We start from the raw sequence: 15,479 nt of genomic DNA, 5'->3' as shown, positions 1-15,479 counted from the left end.
GTCGCCGTCAGGGGGCGTGCTGGATGCGGCGCAGCAGGACGGCGGCTTCCTCGGCGCGTCCGGCGTCGACGAGCGCGGCGTGCTGGAGCAGTTCCGTCAGGTCCTCTGCGGTGAGCTGTGCGAGGACGTCGGTGAGGCTGAGGTGCCGCATGTCTGCGGAGCGGTAGGGGTAGCCGCTCGCGATGGTGAAGACCAGTCCGGGTATGAGCCGGTCGGTGTGCTCGTCGGCGAGGCCGAGTTGGCGGCCAACGCGGTGGATGGCGTCCGGGTCGCCGAGGATGGCGCTCGCCGGTACGGCCTGATGGGCGAGCCTGGTGGTCTCCATCTCCCGGTCGAGATAGGCAGTCCAGGTGAGGCGGGCGTCGGCATCCCGGCCGGCGGCAGTCAAGGTGGCGGCGATGAGCAAGGCCTTGAATCGATCGCTCTTGAGCGCCAGGCCGAGGTATTCGGCGGGCGTGATGCCGGCGTTGACGACCGCGGGGTGGTGGGCCTGGGCGCGGAAGAGGCCGAGGGCGGCGCGCAGCGCGCGAGCGGCGGCGTCCGGGTGAACACCCAGTTCCTCGGCGACACGGACGGACACGGTGTGCAGAGTGGTCGGACTCATGTGGTCTCCAGAGATCTAGTCGGTGGGCTGGTTGAGGGAGGCGAGGTAGGCGTTGGCCGCCGCCAGCCGTGTCGGGCTGTTGACGAGTTCTTCCGACCAGACCCGCAGAGCGATGTCGCCTGCCACGTCCTCGTCGGGTGCGGTGACGACGTAGGCGGCCTGGCCGGATGCCTCCAGTTCGGCGCACCGTTTGTCGTGGGCGGCGTCGTCCTCTGGAGGGGTCTCGACGGCAACGACGTCTATCTGTGCGGGGTTCGGCTCCCGGTAGATGACCCACCACTGCCGTGCGGGTGGACTGGTCATAGCTCTCCTTGGTGCTCAGGGGCGGGCGTCAGACCTGGGGATCTGGCGCGGAGTAGTGGGTGAGGAGTTCCGCGATCTCTCGGCCGATGTGGTCCATGAGCGTGCGGATGTGCTTCCTGTCGCCGCGCAGGTAGAGGGCCAGGTCGAGGACTTCGGGAGCGGCGGCGTAGGCGAGCAGCTCCCGGTACTGCTCGACGGTGAGGGGTTCGAGGTCGTCCGGGCGCAGCGCCCAGGAAGCGACCACCGCGCTGTCGGCGAGGCGCGTGGCGGCGCTGAGCGTGGCGGTGTCGGGCGCGCGGGAGAGAAGGATGAGGAACATCGCAGCGAAGTGGTGGTCCGGCGTGTGGATGACCGGTACCGCGGGGCGAGCGGGCATGGATGCCTCCTTGAGGATGAAGGGACCCCCGGATGCTTCTTTTCTATATGCACTCAGGGGATGTTGCGGCCCTGCCGCAAGCGAGCACGGAGGGGTCAGTCCGTACTGATGCCGACCACGAGCGCCGCACCGTTGGCGGAGCAGCCACCCTGGCCGACGGCTACCACCGAAGGGGGCCGATCTCGCGAGGAGGGAGGCCGCGGGGATTGGCGGGGAGAGCGACGGCGATGTCGCGCTCATCGGTCAACGGGTGGACGAAGTAGTAACCGGGCGGGTGCGTGCGCAGGTCCGCGAGCCGAGCGAGGAGGCACAGATCGGTGGTGAGCTTGCCCCAGATCGGGTCCGGCTGTTTTTGCAAGTCGAACCGGAGAAGGAGTCGTCCGTCGTCGCCGTGCAGACTCCACAGGGCATAGCTGGGGTCGTCGCGGGTGGCGACGAGAGTCCTGATGCGCGGCTCGATCGCTATCGCCGTCACGGCCATGCGCCTCAGTACGGCGCGAGCGAGGTTGCGGGTGGCCTCACACACCCGCCGGTCCGCGAGCGGGCAGGGATCTTGCACTTTCACGCGCCTCCTTGGCATAAGGCCGCCCGGCGGCCGGGATGCGATGGTCACCGGTCGCCGGACGGAGTCGTTGACGGCGTCAGCCGACGGGGATGGGACGGTTCTGCAGATCCAGGAAGATGCAGGTGGCTGCGGCGGTGGGCCTGTAGTCGGCCACGATTTGACCGTCCTCGCCCCAAGTGAGGAGTTGGACCAGGACGTCGAGCAGCGGTTCGGGGAGCATCTGCCGCCAGTTGTCGTAGTCGGTGCCGGGGAACCACTCCTTGCAGGTCCGCTGGAGGGATTCCGCGATGGCCTCGGCCAGCCGGTCCGCCTGGGCGGGGCTGATCTGCTCGACGCTCAGGCGCTGGCGGATGCGCTCGGGACTGAAGGGGTCTGTCACGGTCTCTCCTGACGGCTCAAGAAGGGGGCCACTCTTTCTGGTTCTATTCTATATGCATTTGGGAGGGGGGCAAGATTTCCGGTGGATTTTCTTGATCACCGGAGGGCTTTATTTCCGCAGGTCAGCAGCCATGTCCGCAGGGGTGAGGTCGCGTACGTGCAGGACGAGCCGCGCGCCCTCGACCACGTGCCCCATGCGCATGTCCGGGCCGACGACGCGCGCGTGGTCGTCGTCGTCCAGGACGCCTTGGTCCACCAGCCCGTCAACGCACGCCTTGAAGCTGGGGTACCAGTTGGCCGGGTCTCTCCTCTGCCTGTCCTCGGGGTGCAGGACGCCGATGATGTGGACCCGTTCCAGGTGTGGCACTGCGCGTGAGGCGGCCCAGGCCGCGCGCCGCAGCACCCTGGTGATCTCCGCGCGCTTGTGGTGGTGGAGCCGCTGGTTGGCGTTCAGGAGCGTCAACCGGGGCGGCAACGCGACCCTGAACTGGCGGCCGGGCATCCCCTCGAACCAGTCCGGTTCCCCCTCGCCCGGAACTCCGACCGGGGTAACTGCTTTGGGCGTTGCCAACTCCGTTGTTTCGGGGGCGTATCCGCGCCGACGCGGCACGCCGGCGTTGGTGAAGGCCGACGCGTGCAAGGCCGAGATCAGCATGAGGCGACGCCTGCGGCCAGTCGCGGCGTCCGCGACCAGGGCGCGCATGTCCCCCGGCTTGTACTGCTCGATCCGTATGCGGATGCTGTCCCGCGGGTCGCAGGCCACGAAGATCCGTCCCGGCTTGATATGGGTCACCTGCGGCCCCGGTCGAAGAGATCCGACAGAGCTTTCGCCGCCACCGCCGCCGGCCACGCGACGATGACCACCGCGAGGTACAAGGCGACGGCGGCCGGCCGCAGTTGGCACACCAGTCGCAGCGTCGGGTCGTGGGCGAGCAGCCTCCGGAAGGCGCCCGCCAGGACCACGGCCCCCGCTGCCCACGCGAGGAGGACAAGCAGAGCGAGCACGCTGGTCACGACTCCACCTTTCTGGTGTCGACGTGAACCCAGACGGTACGAAGGACGCGGGCTCGCACCAGTCGCAGGGCGAGGGAAGCGGCACGGCCGTTCCGGTGCGCGGCGAAGCCCGCGCAGATGGCGGGGGCATCCGTGCCGAGCGTGGCGTGGCAGACGATATGCCCCTCCTCGGCGATGGCGTTGGCGATCATCTCTGCCACGCGCCCCTCTTCCAAGCGCATCAGGTTGCCTGGCCGGAAGATGCACGTGCCGCATCGCCCCGCGCAGATCCGGACGCTCCATGTCGCCGGGTCGGCAACGTCGTAGCGCAGTCCGTCGGACGAGTAGGTGGCAGAGCTGGTCATCGATCGGCCCCCGGAGTGGCGGCGCGCACTGCCTCACCGGTCGCTGCCAGCAGCATCTCGAGGCAGTGGGAGAACAGTTCGGGGTCCGGCGCGGTGAAAGCGGCCCCGTAGAGGGCGAGCGTGGTCGCGGTGTCCCCGTTGGCGAACGCGGTGATGAAGCGTGCTGCGAAGAGGTGCGGCTGCGGGACGATGTCCTCGGGACGGCTGCCGTCGGAAGTCAGAATGATCCAGTACGCCGTGTCGGCATCGAGTCCCTGCATCTTCGCCAAGGCTGCCTTCGCCATAACTGCGAGTCCCGTCGCAACGCCGTACATCAGCGAGGGCGTCCCGTTCCGTGCCAGGTCCGCCAGGATCTCCTGGGCCTCGTCGTGGCGGCCTTCCGTCCAGTGGGTGACCGCCTCGACGAGGCGCTCGCTGACCATCGGGGGCGTCACTGGGTCGCCCCCGATCGTCGACATGACTGGCGCGGACCAGGTTCCGGACTGGCCCGGGACCTCTCTCCAGCCGTTCACCGCGTCCTGGGTTCGGGCGTCGGGTCGGATCATGTAGCCGTGCTCGATCAGCCGGTGCCCGGCGCTGGCCGGGCGGAAGCTGTCCCAGTCGAAGACGAGGTCCACCAAGTCGTCGTGGTCCTCGGCCAGAACTCGGATCCGGTAGCCGTCCGGCGTTCCGGTGCATATTGCGGTCAGGTGCTTCACTGCGATTCCTCTCGGATGGTCAGGGAGCGTCGGGGAGTTCGAGCTGCTGCGCGGCCTGCTCCTCCGCGTCCAGTGGGTTCGGTCCGGGGCGGTAGTGGGGCAGGCACCGGGGGCACTGCTGCTCTACGGCCCGGCGGTGAGCGCGCGATCCGGCGGCCGTGCCGCACGATTTGCGGATGACCGGGACTGGCAGCTCGCTGGGGTTAGCGTCGGGCAGCTCGTGGATGATCACGCCGTTGAGCCAGATCCGGCCGCCGCAGATGCCGGTGAACAGGCTTTTGGCTGGGAGGACTTGCCGGATGCAGGCGGCCCGGAAGGGGCATCCTCCGCAGACGTAGAGAACGGGTTCGCAGATGGCGACCAGTTCGACGCCGTTCTTCCATCTGTCGTCGGCAACGGCGAAGTCCTCGTCGCCGAAGCATGGGGCGTGGGAGGTGACGTGGGTGCCGATCAGGGTTCGTGATCCGGTCACAGGACGGGCTCCAATCGCTGGCCTATCCACCGGGCGACATTGACCGAGACCGCGTTGCCTGCCTGCGCGGTCTGCTCGGCCTGGTTGCCGTAGACGACGTACTTCTTGGGGAACCGCTGCCCTTCGAGCTGTTCGCGGGGCTTGAGCATCCGGAAGTAGCAGTCGTTGATGTCCGGGGTGTTTTGCACCAGGGCGGCTGAGTCGCGGGTGGAGAGGGTGTGGACGGGTTCGGCGGCCGTCTTCACCGCGGCCTTGCGGTACGGCACGACGAGGGTGTTGCGCGCATGCTCGGGGGTGGTGCCGGCGTGCGTGACGAGGCCGTGGTGGTTGCCCTGGGCGGTGACGACGCTGAGCGGGTCGCTCGCGGGGCTGGCGGTGGCGTGGTTGCGGTACTCGATGATGAACGGGTCCATCGTCAGCAGGGCTTCGCTCTCGCGGGTGGTGCGGGTGCGCATCGGCACGTCGAGGGGGACGGCGTCGGTGTTCCACGAGCCGCCGGTCGGCACGAGGAGCGCGTCTCCCTGCTTCACCGTCCGGGCGGGCATCGGCCGGTCCTCGACGGCGTACGCCCTGTCCCCGCCGTCCTTGCCGTGGGTGAGCGAGATCGAGTAGGGACGCCAGGGGAACTTGAGGCGGCCCGCGCGGATTCGGTCCATGGTGGTGTCCGCGAGCGGTTTCTTGCGGTCGCCGATCCGCTTCCCGAGGTCGCTGAAGTCGATGATGTCGCTGGCCGGGCGAACGTACGGCTCGACCATGGCGTGGCGGCAACGGGTGTTGGGGCAGCGATAGATGTAGTCGCGCCGGTACTTCCCGATACGCAGGCCATCGGTCTTGGTCCACGACTGGACGGCGTGCACGTCTTCACCGCAGTCAACGCAGGGAGCGAGCGGCCTGGGCTCCAGGTCGGGCTTGCGCATGGTCTTGAGGGTGAAGACCACGTACATCCGGTCACGCCACTGCGGGGCGCGCAGGTTGACGTCATCACCAACGTGGGCGCTGCTGACGCACACGATCTGGTACTGGTATCCGAGCAGTTCCATGGCTTGAAGCCAGGTCGCGAACAGGATCCAGTCCAGGCCGAATTCGACGACGTTCTCTACGACGATGGCCTTGAACCGCTTCGCCTCAGCGGCTCGCACCACGCACCACGCGGTAACCCGGGTCGCCTCGAAGGCGTCCTTGGTCAGGGACTCCCACTCGTCGCGTTCCTCTTCGAGCAGGTCGAGGAGATCAAGTTGGTTGGTTTCCCGGGGCTTGCCGCCCGCGGGGCTGATCTCGGTGCAGATGACGGATGCCCACAGTCCATCGGCCTTGGGCAGCATGCGCATGGGGAAGCCGTCGCTGAGCGTCATGACGGCGTGCTCACAGTTGGGATGGTTGGCGGCGTGCGTCTCGATCGCGAGCCGCCAGTGGTTGATGCCGAGCAACAGCTCGTGCCCGGCTTCGACAAGTCCGGTGCTACTGCCGCCCGCGCCACACAAAAGGTCAATCCAGGTGGCCATGCTGGTAGTTGTTCTCCAAGAGGTCTTGCGTGCCCGGCCCCGCGACGCGGGGCCGGGCGACGGCCGAGATCAGTGAGTGCGGAGACCGCCGTGCGCCTGCGCGCGGCGCAGGAAGGTGATCCAGTGCCCCCACACCGGGTCGCCCACGGGCATCTCTGCGATGGCCACGCCCGGGTGGGCGTCATAGGTGGTGAGGGCTGCGGTGATCTCGGCGACCGTCACGAGGAAGCCGTCGTTGTAGGCGAGCTTGTACCTGGGTATGCCGGTCGGCACCGTCTCGGAAGCGTCCTTGACGGCCTGGTAGGCGGTTCGAAATTCGGCGACGCGGTTCGTCGTGCTCTCGTCGTACTTGGTGCCGGGCCGGAGGTCCACGCCCGCCAGCCCGTAGGCGGACAGCTGGGGGTATGACGGGATTGGCAGCTCGACGAGCATCCCGAAGTTCTTCATCGCGTCGAGGGTGCGCGGCATCGCGGTGTAGGCGAACCGGAAATAGTTCCTGTCCCCTTCGGCAGGCTCGCCGGCAGGGGTCTGGATGTAGATGTCGAATCCCACGAGGTTGTTCTCCAAGAGGTCTGCGACTGCCCGGCCCGAGGTCGGGCCGGGCAGCGCGTTCAGCGGTGGGCGTCGTGGCGGTGGTGGACTTCTCCGTAGGTCATGCGTGGGGCCCTCGTGCGGGCCTCCCAGCGGAGTTCTTCGATGACGATCGCGGTGAGGCCGGCACCGACACCGAGGGCGAGCACGAGCAGCGCGTACAGGACGGTCACCGCGCCACCACCTCGTAGCGAGCCGGGCAGGGCTGAAGGAGCTGCATGCACGCGACGAACACCCCGTGGGCGTCGTTGGTCGCGAGTCCGTTGTCCAACGCCGCCTGGGCCCGGGCCCGTTCGCCGTCGTCCTGCGGGTGGGCGATGACGCAGGTGCAGCGGCGCTTGCCGGTCTCCTCCGCCGGATTCGGCGGGGCCGCTTCGGTGTCCGCCATCAGACGATCACCTGCCCGGCGGACGCGAGGTAGATGGTGGCGACCTCGTCGTTCATCTCCCACACGGTGAGCGGCCAGTCCGTGCCGCCTTGCGCGTGGACGCACGTCCAGCCCTGCTCCCCCATGGCGCGCACGGCGTTGCCGTACTCCTTGATGGCCGCGTCGTTGTCGGCGAGGGGGCCATGGAGCAGCTTGGACAGCGGCTGGCGCTGCGCTGTCACGCCCTGAAATCGGACGGAGACCAGGTGGGTGACGCGTGGCGCGAGGCGCCGCTCGGTGACGAAGGCCGTGATGGCGTGGATGAGCGGGACGACGTTGTTGCCGTGCTCCGACTGCTCTCCGCTGTCGGTGGAGTCGTAGAACACCTCGTCGATGTTCGGGTTGTCGTCGTGGAGGCGCTTGACCTGGAAGCCCTCCAGCGCGGCCGGGTCCATGGGCAGGTCCTCGACCGAGGAGATCCACAGGTACGAGCCGTCGGTGAGCTCGGCGGTGATGGCGAACATGTTCCCGGACTCGACGTTGGTCACGAGCGGGATGCGGCGCAGCGCGGTGATGACCGGCTCGTACGCGCTCCATAGGGCCAGCCACAGCGGGTCTTCGGTGTTGTTGTGTACGGGCATCGGAGCCAGCGGCGCCAGGTCGTTGCTCACAGTTCCTTCTCCAAGAGGTCGTGTGCCAGTCAACAGTACAGAGTTGGGATCTATCTCAGGGCAAATTGATGCACGTTGACGCGCTCACCACGGGCGGGTGACGAACACCAGGCGCGGGGCCTTGCGCCGTTCCTCTCGCGCCTGCCGGGCGAGGGCGGTCGAAGCCTCCAGCTCATCCGCACGCTGGATGGCGACATCGGCGATGTCCAGCGCCTGGTGGGCGAGGCCACGGGCCTGCATGAGCGCCCGGTGGTTCTCACGGTGGTCGAGGTGGATCTCGGCGCCGCCGATGTCGTCGAGGAGTTCACCCACGACCTCGTCCCGCACCAGCTTGGCGCGCCCGAGTCCGCCGAGGTGGCGCTCACAGTCGACCACGTCCTTGAGGTCGGCGATCTGGATGAGCATGTCGCCGACGCCCTCGGGGTCTTGGCGGTAGAGGTCGGCGATTCCGTGGATCTGCTCGCGGGCGGCAGCGCCGTTGTCGAGCACGAGCGCGCCCTTGTGGCAGCGGCGAAGGATGGGCAGGTAGTTCATGTCGTCCTTCCGATCAAGAGGGGGCTTCTCCCCCTTTTCTGGTTCTATTCTATATGCATTGCCAGGGGTGTCCATATTTCTGGTGCAATTTTCTTTCGGGTGCCTAAGTTTTTCGCTGACTGTCGCCCTTCCGCGCTCGTACGGCCTCGCGCACAGCTCTGCGCGCCTCTTCGGTCGCTTCCGGGTGCTCCTCGACCCGTCGGCGGCGCCTGGCGGCGTCCTCGTGCCACTCATCCCAGAAGCGCCCGTGCTCCCGATGTTCCTCGTCCTTGGCCTCCTCCTGCTCCCTCCGGCGCCCTGCACGCGGGTTGGTGCCACACCCACGACAGGAGGCGGCAGGGCGCCCCCGGTGCTTCGTGCAGCCCCTTGGCGGCTGCCCGCGCTCCAGGGCGGAGCTGTCTGATGGAGCGGATGCGGGCTCCCCTGCGGCGTCAGCCGTGGGGGTAAGGGGGGAAGGAAGGACAGAGGAAGAACCAGGAAAGGAAGGGGTTCCACCTCTGGAACCCACTGGGTTCCCCCCGTGAAACTCACCGGGTTCCACGGATGGAACCCGGCTGTCCTGCCCGACCGGGTTCCCCCCGTGGAACCCTGCCTCCTCGCCTGGGTTCCCCGCGTGGAACCCAGGTTCGACCTGCGACGATTCGGTCTTCTCTCGGCGAGCGGCCTCACGGTCTTCGACGTCCTGATAGGTCATCGCAGGCTTTGCGGGGGCCGAACGCGCGACTCCGGAGCGGGCCTTGTTGGCGTTCTTTGGAGCAGCCTTGCGAGCCTCCAGGCGATCCTTGAGCTCCGGCGTGGTCGGTGTGGGCGGCACCCCGAGGGGGAAGACCCGGTAGACCGCCGCGCGTCCCGCCTTGCCGGTCTCCACGCGCTCGACAAGCCCTTTGGCTATCAGCTCCGTGACGATGGTGATGGCGCGTTTGTCGGTCACGCCGACCCATGCCGCGAGACGCGTGAGGCCGGGGCGTGCGAGGCGCGTCTCGTCGTCGGCACTGTCCGCGATCTTCATAAGGGCGAGTTTCTGGCTCTGGCTGAGCACGTCAGGCGGCAAGTAGGCCGCAGCAATCATCAGTTGGATGGACACGGTTCCCCTTGGGCGGTACAGGCACGGCGGCAGGACGGGGTGCCCCGCCCGGTCGCTCCCGGGCGGGGCTGAGACTCATCGGAGTTGGGTCAGGCCGGCGCGATGTTGATGACCGCGGGCGTCTTCTTGCCCGTCTTCCGCCGGGGGATCGCCAGTCCTGCGTCCTTGAGGTTCTTGACCATGCGGTTGACGTCCGGCGTCATCGGGACCGGGATTCCGGCGACCTCATGCAGGTCGACCATCGCCTCCACATCGTCCTTCTCCTCGTCGTTGCCTCCGCGCCAGGACAGCTTGTTGGGGCCGTAGATCCCCTCGGGGGATTGGTCGAGCTTCTTGCGTGCGAACTTCTTGACCCTGTCGCCCTCGCTGGCGAGTTCGTGTCCCTTCACGTAGTCGATGAGCGCCTGTTCGCGGTCGGCGTCGTTGCGGATGAGCGCGGTCTGCTCGGGCACACCCGGAGCTGTCCCGGGCCAGCACAGGGAGCGGAACGGGCAGTAGTCGCAGATGGCGTCCAGACCGGGGCCGTTGAAGTCGCGGGGCATCTCCTCGGGGTTGCCGGTCTCGCGCACGCGTTCCACCCACCACTGGGCCTCCGCTGCGCGCTGCGGGTCGAAGTCGATCTCCTGAACGTGCTCCGCGCCGGAGTCCCGGTTGATGAACCGAAAGCGAATACGACCAATGTCCAGTGGCCCCAGGCGGGACAGGTACCGCTGGCCGGGAACGTCCTCGAACCCAACTTCGAACAGCGCGCCCGCGTACAGATGGACCTGGCGCAGCTCGGCGGCCGTGGCTCCGTAACGAAGAACGCGGTCCCACAGGTATGTGGACTTGGTCTTCACGTCCTCCACGGTGAGGACGTCGGCGGGTATCGCTGGCCGATGACGAGCGGGCAAGCGAGCGGCGGTCGCCGCGTCGAGCTGTACGACGTCGACATGCCCTCGGATCAGGTTGTCCTGGACACTGCGTTCAACCAGCCATCCGTACTCTGTGCGCGCGGACTCAAGCAGCCCGTGGTGAATGAACGTTCCGAGAATCGCCGCTCGCTTGTCGGGGTGATCGGTCGGTGTGGTGCCGTGCAGGATGTAGGCGGCGCGTCGGCCGCACACGGTGTCGGACGCGCCGAGCTGCGTCTGACGAGAGCGCGGGCGGCGGGCGTCCACGTCGTGTGCGGCGTCCCAGATGGAAGGTGCGATGCCGTCAACGGTGGCTACGGACATAGAGGGGTTCTCCAAGAGGTCAGCGTGGGCGGTCACTGCTCGGCGTCCGCGTCCTGCTCGTCGGCCTTGCGCTGGGCGGCGGCACGGAGCTTGTCGGCGTCGGACAGTGGGCCCTCCCCCATCTCCCGCCGGGGGCTCTCGAGTTCGGCGGCGCGCTGCTCGGCGGCGGCCCGGATGGTGAGGATCTCGTCGTGGCTCAGGCGGTTCACCGGATCTGGGACGGCCCGCCACAGCGCCTCGAGGAGCTTCTTGTCCGTCAGGCCGGCGATGCGGGCGAGCCAGGGCTGTACGAGATCGCCGACGAGCGCGGGCATGATGCGCGGCTGGGATTCGACGGAGCAGCCCAGCTTGTTGAAGACCAAGTCTTCGATGCTGAAGTCCCGCAGCGGCAGTGGCTTGTTCCGCTCGACGCGCATCCGGAGCGATCGGACCTTGATGACCTGCGGGTCGGCGTTGCGCTTCATGCGCACCCAGCACGACGAGTCGAAGCCAAGGTCTTTCTGAGCCGAGACCTTCCACTCGCTCTTGTTCTGGATCGGCTGGCCGTTGTCGTCCGTGGCGCTGACCTGCTTGCCGCGGGCCAGCACGATGGCGATGCCGGGCAGTGTGCGCAGCAGGTAGATGATCCTGTTCCACCGCTCCGTGGCGTCGTTCCACAGATTCCGGCCGATGTCGAACGCAGCGTCCGGGTCCTCCTTGAGCAGAGCGCGGTTCTTGCGCGTCCGGCGACCGCGTTCGTAGGTCCAGTTGGTGAGCATCCGCCACAGCGCGGATCCCGAGTCGATGGTCAGGACGACCGGGGGCTCTCCGGCTGCCGCCGCGCGCCTGGCCTCGGCGTGCACGGCCTCAACCTGTTCGAGAATGTCTCGGTAGGTGCCGTCGTGCTCGATGATCAGATAGTTGGCGCCCTCGATGGCCGCGTACTCGTCGGCCGATCCCTCGTCGAGGTCGATCCAGTACATCTGGCCGATGCGGTCGCTGCTGGAGAACTGTGCGGCCGCGTAGGTCTTTCCCGCGCCCTCCTCGCCCTCGATGAGGAGGAGAGGCCAGGGGACGATCCCCGTCGGCTTGCGTGTTTTCAGTTGGACTGCGGGCGGCTTTGCGGTGCCCGCCGGTGCGTTCACGATCTGGCTCCAAGAGGTCGTGGTCAGTCCGTGCGCAGGGCCCGGACTTCGAAGAGGGCTGACCACTCCGGGTGTTCGGCCAGCAGGAGCCGTACATACCTGGAGCGGTAGTCGTTGTTCAGCGCGAACTCGTCGCCTCGGGTCGCCGCGCCGTACTGGTAGCGCAGGAGCTCGAAGAGCATCCCGATGCCGATGCGGCCGAACCCCTTCTCCGCGCAGTCGGCGGTCATCCGGATCAGCGCCCTGAGAACCCAGGGGTTGAGCGCGTGGAACGCCTCGAATCGCTGCTGGATGGTCAGGCTGCCGGCATCGGCGGGATGGCGAACGGGCTGGATGGTGCCGAACAACGGCGGCTGCTCGATCAGCAAGGCTCCCCCCTCAGAGATAGACCTAGCACATTGAAGTGTTGGAATCTATCTCCGGCCAGGGGGATTGTCGATCGACAACACCGCCAACCACCCCCGGCGGCCCTCTGGGTCGACGCACGATCCCCCCAAGCGAATGAAGCGCACCCCGTCGAATGCGCTTCTATTCTATATGCAAATAGGGATTGAATCAAGAATCGAAATCCCCTGACCTGCGATTATTCGGCGGCTTTGTTCGCCGCTCTGCCGCGCGGCACGATCCTGGATCCGGGCCCGTCATAGCTGCCCTCACGCAGGGCATCCAGGACTTTCCCGCTGATCGCCCACTCGACGCCACGCGCACCAGCCTGCAGTGCGGGGGCATCTTCAACTACCGGCTCCAGGAGCCAGATCGGCGACCCGGACAGCGTGTAATCGGCAGGACGGAACCGGCCCGTGCCCATCGCCTTGCGCAGTAGCGCGCCGGACGGAAGCTGGAACAGGGCCACCAGCTCGGCCTGCCCCACCAGCGGAGGCAGCTGTTCAACCTCCCCGACCCAGTAACCGGGCGACTGCTCTTTGACGAGGCGCGCAAGTTCGGCCTCGTTGAGCTGCCGCGGGCGCGGGGTGGTCTCCCCGAACTGCTTGGCGAACTGGAGGAGCCAGTACGGCGAGCCGCTGACGATCTTCGCGTACCGGTAGTCGAGGGTGTGGTCCCGGCTGATCCACTGGCTGACCTGGAGCCGCTTCACGTCATAGAGGGCCGCGAACTCGGCCCCGCCGGCCAGATACGGCTTCCTCGCCATCGACCTCTCGTCGCCCGCCACTCCATCGCCCCCTGATCACAGTGCGTGTGCATATAGATTGTAACCGGAGGAGGAACGAGGAGTCATACCCCTTCAGAAGGCGCTAGGGTGGGTGCTTCCAAGAGGTCGAAGGCCCCCGCCGTGGCGGGGGCCTTCTTCCATGTCGGCTCGCGGGCGACTCAACGTCCCTGCGCCCAGACCGCAGTGATAGCACGCCTACCGAGCGTTGCTGTACTCTCGAGCCATCGTGTCGCTATCCCGCGACCGAAGTAGGCCCCGTCCCGATACTGATGGATGTCGTAGCGACGGGTGTGTGTTGCGCTTGAAGCGCGCACAGGGACTCGAAAGAGAAGTACCCGGAGGTCCTCGCTGCCATCGGCAAGCACCTCAACCGAAGCAACCCATCTACTGGGGTAGCTCGGTTGAGAGCTGCCGCGCAGACATCTTGACCGGTCCCCAGTTCGGAAACGAAGGGGCCGATGGCGGCCGTGAACCAGAAGACCACCTTCCGCATCAAGATGCAGACGATCGCGCTAGTGATTATGAGTTGTGCATTCCTGGCAGTCATCGCTGGACTACTCGGGCACGCATATCACCGTGACCCCATCGACTGGGCAGCGTGGACTTTCGCCACGTTCTCCTTCCTCGGTGTCACGATCTGCTTCGGGCTGTGGGCGACCGAGAGCTAGCTGTACTGACCCGTGAGATTGGGGACGATCACGGCGGTGCCATCTCCCCCACAGATCAGGCCGGCGTCCATCTCGCCAGCGCCCCTGCGAGTGCGGCAGGGGCGCTCGGTCTTGGGGACCACGGTGGTGTAGCCCTCCTGAGCAAGTGGGTCAGGCGCTCGGCAAGGCTAGCGATGCCCCCTGGTACTGCGGCGGGCGAGCGTAGCCGAGTAGCCAGCCGAACCGAGGCGACAGATGCTCCTCGGCCAAGCGGAAGACGCCGTAGTAGGCGAAGGTGGCCACCGGGGTCAGTACTCCAGTGACGGCTGTCTCGTCGAGGCGGAGGCCATAGCGAAGCCCCACCGCAATGAGCCAGCCGACTGCGGCCGGGACACCGGTGCGCACCAGCGAGGTGTAGAGGTTCATGGAGGTGTGCTCCTTGGGCTGGTCAGAGGGATCAGGCGAAGAGACGGCGCCAGGTCTCGGGGCCGGGGTAGCCGTCGGCGTCGGACCCGGTCCACTTCTGGGCGTGCTGGAAGTCGACGACGTTGAGGCGGTCCGCCTCACCCCAGTCGCGGGACGGGCCGACGCGGTAGTGCTTGCCGTAGCCCTTGCGCACGAGCTGCTGACCCAGCAGAAGGATCGAGGCGTTCGACTTGCCGGGCCCGAAGGCGCTTCGGCCGGGGAACGCCGGCGGGCCCGGCTTGGGCGTCGTCGACGTCGTGTTCGGCCACTTCGGCATCGGGCCCGGGTCCGTGTGCGTGTTCTCGGGCGTCTGGCCGTGGCCGTAGTGCCCGCCCTCCGTCTCCCAGATGTGCTCGCTTCGGTTCGCCTTCCAGGTCGGGGCGCCCATCGGCCATACGTCCGGCACCCCCCAACTACGTGCCCAGGCAAGGATCTTGTCGAGTCCCTTGGCCGGGGTGTCCCGGACCGTCGCGTACGACTTCCCGTTCACGCGGCAGTACGGGAAGAACAGCGTCTCGACCTGGAGACACACCTTCCCGGTGCGGTTGGTACGGGTGCCGCCGGCTAGGTCGACGACCGACTTGGCCCGGCTGTTCGCTGGATAGAACTGGGCGATCCTGCCCGTGAAGGGATCCCAGAGCAGATGCGGCGCAGCTCCCTTGCCCCCGCCCGTGAAGTACTGCACGAGCTTGTCGAACGCGACGAGATCGGCGGGCTTGGCTGCGGTGGCGTTCTTGTCCCACGTGATGTGCCAGATGACGCGTGGGTCGTACTGCGTGTCGGTGGGTGCGGTGTCGCTGAGCGGGTGCCGCTCAGCTCCAGGCAACCAGAGATCAGGCATGGCGCGTTCCTTGTTCTCCCCCGCGCCTGCTGTTCCGAGCCTACAGTCCGAGCTTGCCGGTCACGATCGCGACGATCACTCCCACCACGACCGGCGCCACGAGGGCGGTAAGCGCCAACCGCCGTACACCGCGCGCCTCTTGGCGCTCTGTCTCGCGCTCGCGCCGTATCTGGGCGATGTCGTCCTCGACGGCTTTGATCCGTACCTCGTCAGTCCGCCGGTCGGCGTCGTACTGGATCTTCGTCACCATCTCGGCGAGCCGCGCGCTGAAGGCAGCGAAGTCGGCCCGCAGGTCGTCGCGCATCTGCTGCATGGCCCGCAGCAGTTCCCACGGCGTGGGGTCCTGTCCCGGCGGCGCGCTCACGGTGCTCCCTTCGGCAGCCCCGCGCCGCTGAAGATCAGTCTATGAGACGAGGGGCAGGCCTGGACCAGCCGCGCCGCTTCGGGGGACAACCTTCAAGCAGCCCCCAAGTGGTCGACGCATAGCGAAACGCCGCCACGCCAGCCAGCG

The 15,479-nt window shown here is 67.4% G+C and carries 25 protein-coding genes; 1 reads left to right on the top strand and 24 read right to left on the bottom strand.

Translation table 11 applies throughout. The features are described 5' to 3' along the window. Positions 1 to 7: 7 nt before the first annotated feature. The 21 genes from OHS82_RS28930 to OHS82_RS28835 form a co-directional block, all read right to left on the bottom strand. Positions 8 to 604, bottom strand: a complete 597-nt coding sequence (locus OHS82_RS28930) for a hypothetical protein (protein ID WP_328434874.1) — start codon at positions 602 to 604, stop codon at positions 8 to 10. 15 nt (positions 605 to 619) lie between these two features. Continuing rightward, positions 620 to 907, bottom strand: coding sequence for a hypothetical protein (locus OHS82_RS28925; protein ID WP_328434873.1), 288 nt, complete (start codon positions 905 to 907; stop codon positions 620 to 622). Positions 908 to 935: 28 nt separating this feature from the next. Next, positions 936 to 1,283 carry a hypothetical protein gene (locus tag OHS82_RS28920; RefSeq protein ID WP_328434872.1) on the bottom strand — a complete coding sequence of 116 codons (348 nt, stop codon included), beginning with the start codon at positions 1,281 to 1,283 and terminating at the stop codon, positions 936 to 938. A 160-nt stretch (positions 1,284 to 1,443) separates the two neighbouring features. Next, entirely contained in the window at positions 1,444 to 1,848 is a 405-nt protein-coding gene (locus OHS82_RS28915) for a hypothetical protein (protein WP_328434871.1), read from the bottom strand. 76 nt (positions 1,849 to 1,924) lie between these two features. Then, positions 1,925 to 2,227 carry a hypothetical protein gene (locus tag OHS82_RS28910; protein WP_328434870.1) on the bottom strand — a complete coding sequence of 101 codons (303 nt, stop codon included), beginning with the start codon at positions 2,225 to 2,227 and terminating at the stop codon, positions 1,925 to 1,927. Between the two features lie 108 nt (positions 2,228 to 2,335). Next, positions 2,336 to 3,019: a hypothetical protein gene (locus tag OHS82_RS28905; protein ID WP_328434869.1), complete on the bottom strand. Its 684-nt coding sequence runs from the start codon at positions 3,017 to 3,019 to the stop codon at positions 2,336 to 2,338. Next, positions 3,016 to 3,240 (bottom strand): hypothetical protein, encoded by a 225-nt coding sequence (locus tag OHS82_RS28900; RefSeq protein WP_328434868.1) that lies wholly within the window; start codon positions 3,238 to 3,240, stop codon positions 3,016 to 3,018. The genes OHS82_RS28905 and OHS82_RS28900 overlap by 4 nt, the downstream gene beginning before the upstream one ends. Then, positions 3,237 to 3,584: a hypothetical protein gene (locus OHS82_RS28895; RefSeq protein WP_328434867.1), complete on the bottom strand. Its 348-nt coding sequence runs from the start codon at positions 3,582 to 3,584 to the stop codon at positions 3,237 to 3,239. The genes OHS82_RS28900 and OHS82_RS28895 overlap by 4 nt, the downstream gene beginning before the upstream one ends. Beyond that, on the bottom strand, positions 3,581 to 4,282 hold the full coding sequence (locus OHS82_RS28890) for a hypothetical protein (protein WP_328434866.1): 702 nt from the start codon (positions 4,280 to 4,282) through the stop codon (positions 3,581 to 3,583). The genes OHS82_RS28895 and OHS82_RS28890 overlap by 4 nt, the downstream gene beginning before the upstream one ends. Positions 4,283 to 4,301: 19 nt before the next feature. Next, complete coding sequence (locus OHS82_RS28885; RefSeq protein ID WP_328434865.1) at positions 4,302 to 4,754, bottom strand: hypothetical protein; 453 nt, start codon at positions 4,752 to 4,754, stop codon at positions 4,302 to 4,304. Continuing rightward, positions 4,751 to 6,256, bottom strand: coding sequence for a DNA cytosine methyltransferase (locus OHS82_RS28880; protein WP_328434864.1), 1,506 nt, complete (start codon positions 6,254 to 6,256; stop codon positions 4,751 to 4,753). Before OHS82_RS28880 ends, OHS82_RS28885 begins: the two co-directional genes overlap by 4 nt. A 69-nt stretch (positions 6,257 to 6,325) precedes the next feature. After that, complete coding sequence (locus OHS82_RS28875; protein WP_328434863.1) at positions 6,326 to 6,808, bottom strand: hypothetical protein; 483 nt, start codon at positions 6,806 to 6,808, stop codon at positions 6,326 to 6,328. A gap of 59 nt (positions 6,809 to 6,867) precedes the next feature. Beyond that, positions 6,868 to 7,020 (bottom strand): hypothetical protein, encoded by a 153-nt coding sequence (locus tag OHS82_RS28870; protein WP_328434862.1) that lies wholly within the window; start codon positions 7,018 to 7,020, stop codon positions 6,868 to 6,870. Next, positions 7,017 to 7,235 (bottom strand): hypothetical protein, encoded by a 219-nt coding sequence (locus OHS82_RS28865; protein WP_328434861.1) that lies wholly within the window; start codon positions 7,233 to 7,235, stop codon positions 7,017 to 7,019. The genes OHS82_RS28870 and OHS82_RS28865 overlap by 4 nt, the downstream gene beginning before the upstream one ends. Further along, positions 7,235 to 7,885 carry a hypothetical protein gene (locus OHS82_RS28860; protein WP_328434860.1) on the bottom strand — a complete coding sequence of 217 codons (651 nt, stop codon included), beginning with the start codon at positions 7,883 to 7,885 and terminating at the stop codon, positions 7,235 to 7,237. The genes OHS82_RS28865 and OHS82_RS28860 overlap by 1 nt, the downstream gene beginning before the upstream one ends. A gap of 84 nt (positions 7,886 to 7,969) precedes the next feature. Next, complete coding sequence (locus OHS82_RS28855; RefSeq protein WP_328434859.1) at positions 7,970 to 8,419, bottom strand: hypothetical protein; 450 nt, start codon at positions 8,417 to 8,419, stop codon at positions 7,970 to 7,972. 103 nt (positions 8,420 to 8,522) lie between these two features. Next, the gene (locus OHS82_RS43555; RefSeq protein WP_443061836.1) at positions 8,523 to 9,488 is read right to left on the bottom strand and encodes a helix-turn-helix domain-containing protein; all 966 of its coding nucleotides are present in this window, start codon (positions 9,486 to 9,488) and stop codon (positions 8,523 to 8,525) included. A gap of 104 nt (positions 9,489 to 9,592) precedes the next feature. Further along, entirely contained in the window at positions 9,593 to 10,720 is a 1,128-nt protein-coding gene (locus OHS82_RS28850) for a PD-(D/E)XK nuclease family protein (protein WP_328434858.1), read from the bottom strand. A gap of 32 nt (positions 10,721 to 10,752) precedes the next feature. Further along, positions 10,753 to 11,844 carry an AAA family ATPase gene (locus OHS82_RS28845; protein ID WP_328434857.1) on the bottom strand — a complete coding sequence of 364 codons (1,092 nt, stop codon included), beginning with the start codon at positions 11,842 to 11,844 and terminating at the stop codon, positions 10,753 to 10,755. Between the two features lie 23 nt (positions 11,845 to 11,867). Further along, positions 11,868 to 12,212: a hypothetical protein gene (locus OHS82_RS28840; protein ID WP_328434856.1), complete on the bottom strand. Its 345-nt coding sequence runs from the start codon at positions 12,210 to 12,212 to the stop codon at positions 11,868 to 11,870. A 215-nt stretch (positions 12,213 to 12,427) separates the two neighbouring features. Next, entirely contained in the window at positions 12,428 to 13,015 is a 588-nt protein-coding gene (locus tag OHS82_RS28835; RefSeq protein WP_328434855.1) for a hypothetical protein, read from the bottom strand. A 467-nt stretch (positions 13,016 to 13,482) separates the two neighbouring features. Here OHS82_RS28835 and OHS82_RS28830 point away from each other — a divergent pair, with 467 nt between their 5' ends. After that, the gene (locus tag OHS82_RS28830) at positions 13,483 to 13,683 is read left to right on the top strand and encodes a hypothetical protein (protein ID WP_328434854.1); all 201 of its coding nucleotides are present in this window, start codon (positions 13,483 to 13,485) and stop codon (positions 13,681 to 13,683) included. Positions 13,684 to 13,833: 150 nt separating this feature from the next. Here OHS82_RS28830 and OHS82_RS28825 read toward each other — a convergent pair whose 3' ends face one another. Genes OHS82_RS28825 through OHS82_RS28815 form a run of 3 tightly spaced genes read right to left on the bottom strand, consistent with a single transcriptional unit; the run spans position 13,834 to position 15,332 of the window. Next, positions 13,834 to 14,088, bottom strand: coding sequence for a hypothetical protein (locus OHS82_RS28825; protein WP_328434853.1), 255 nt, complete (start codon positions 14,086 to 14,088; stop codon positions 13,834 to 13,836). Positions 14,089 to 14,119: 31 nt separating this feature from the next. After that, positions 14,120 to 14,968, bottom strand: coding sequence for a peptidoglycan-binding protein (locus tag OHS82_RS28820; RefSeq protein WP_328434852.1), 849 nt, complete (start codon positions 14,966 to 14,968; stop codon positions 14,120 to 14,122). Positions 14,969 to 15,008: 40 nt separating this feature from the next. Then, entirely contained in the window at positions 15,009 to 15,332 is a 324-nt protein-coding gene (locus tag OHS82_RS28815; RefSeq protein ID WP_328434851.1) for a hypothetical protein, read from the bottom strand. Between the last annotated feature and the right edge of the window lie 147 nt (positions 15,333 to 15,479).

The sequence above is a fragment of the Streptomyces sp. NBC_00425 genome, assembly GCF_036030735.1.
Classification (GTDB): Bacteria; Actinomycetota; Actinomycetes; order Streptomycetales; family Streptomycetaceae; genus Streptomyces.
The sequence above is the reverse complement of the archived record's forward strand: the minus strand, read 5'-3'. Positions and strand labels throughout refer to the sequence as shown.

What these genes read in the sequence shown, in the direction of transcription:
- OHS82_RS28820 (WP_328434852.1), bottom strand. Translation starts at nt 14,968, where the DNA reads ATGCCTGATCTCTGGTTGCCTGGAGCTGAGCGGCACCCGCTCAGCGAC.
- OHS82_RS28850 (WP_328434858.1), bottom strand. Translation starts at nt 10,720, where the DNA reads ATGTCCGTAGCCACCGTTGACGGCATCGCACCTTCCATCTGGGACGCC.
- OHS82_RS43555 (WP_443061836.1), bottom strand. Translation starts at nt 9,488, where the DNA reads ATGATTGCTGCGGCCTACTTGCCGCCTGACGTGCTCAGCCAGAGCCAG.
- OHS82_RS28880 (WP_328434864.1), bottom strand. Translation starts at nt 6,256, where the DNA reads ATGGCCACCTGGATTGACCTTTTGTGTGGCGCGGGCGGCAGTAGCACC.
- OHS82_RS28920 (WP_328434872.1), bottom strand. Translation starts at nt 1,283, where the DNA reads ATGCCCGCTCGCCCCGCGGTACCGGTCATCCACACGCCGGACCACCAC.
- OHS82_RS28895 (WP_328434867.1), bottom strand. Translation starts at nt 3,584, where the DNA reads ATGACCAGCTCTGCCACCTACTCGTCCGACGGACTGCGCTACGACGTT.
- OHS82_RS28825 (WP_328434853.1), bottom strand. Translation starts at nt 14,088, where the DNA reads ATGAACCTCTACACCTCGCTGGTGCGCACCGGTGTCCCGGCCGCAGTC.
- OHS82_RS28930 (WP_328434874.1), bottom strand. Translation starts at nt 604, where the DNA reads ATGAGTCCGACCACTCTGCACACCGTGTCCGTCCGTGTCGCCGAGGAA.
- OHS82_RS28865 (WP_328434861.1), bottom strand. Translation starts at nt 7,235, where the DNA reads ATGGCGGACACCGAAGCGGCCCCGCCGAATCCGGCGGAGGAGACCGGC.
- OHS82_RS28925 (WP_328434873.1), bottom strand. Translation starts at nt 907, where the DNA reads ATGACCAGTCCACCCGCACGGCAGTGGTGGGTCATCTACCGGGAGCCG.
- OHS82_RS28855 (WP_328434859.1), bottom strand. Translation starts at nt 8,419, where the DNA reads ATGAACTACCTGCCCATCCTTCGCCGCTGCCACAAGGGCGCGCTCGTG.